At 42.3% G+C, this 581-nt stretch carries 1 pseudogene; it reads right to left on the bottom strand.

The annotated features are described in order from the left end of the window. Positions 1 to 174 precede the first annotated feature (174 nt). Positions 175 to 581 (bottom strand): annotated as a pseudogene (locus ACNQO6_RS18360) (agmatine deiminase); the annotation flags it as partial.

Here is a 581-nt window from a genome sequence, read left to right as displayed (position 1 = left end):
AGCACTTGGCTACGAACTAAGGGGTCGGGAGTTCGAATCTCTCTGAGCGCACCAACTTAAAGAGAAGAAACCGCTTAATTGCGGTTTTTTTGTGCCTGAATTTTACGGATCGTAGATCGTAAATATTAGAAATATAAAAAAGCCGCTGATCAGCGGCTTTTTTATTTGATCTATTTAGAAGTGATTTACAGAGCTGAAGAGGTGATCTGTAAGATTGTTGAGTGGAGATTGCAGTGAAACAAGATCTGTTAAAGCACCACTATTTGGATTTGGTTCGCCAACAGCAATGCCTGAAGATACAGTACCCGTCAATGCATCCAAGATGCCATCGATACTTCCATCAATACTATAATCACCATTGCCAGCACTTACACTGATGAGGTTATTAATACCGTCAAATGAACCGTCACTGAACAGTGTGCTGACATGGTCTTGCAAGCTATCAATCGTCACATTTCCATTACTGATTACGGTCTGAATCGGTTGAGCAATACCAGAAATAATATCTCCGCTATTTACACCGCCGCTGATACCACCCGTAATACCGCCGATAATGTCAGTGATCGAACCTAGAGGACCGC

This window comes from Acinetobacter calcoaceticus (genome assembly GCF_051947995.1).
GTDB lineage: Bacteria > Pseudomonadota > Gammaproteobacteria > Pseudomonadales > Moraxellaceae > Acinetobacter.
This window is presented reverse-complemented; position numbering and strand designations above follow the sequence as displayed.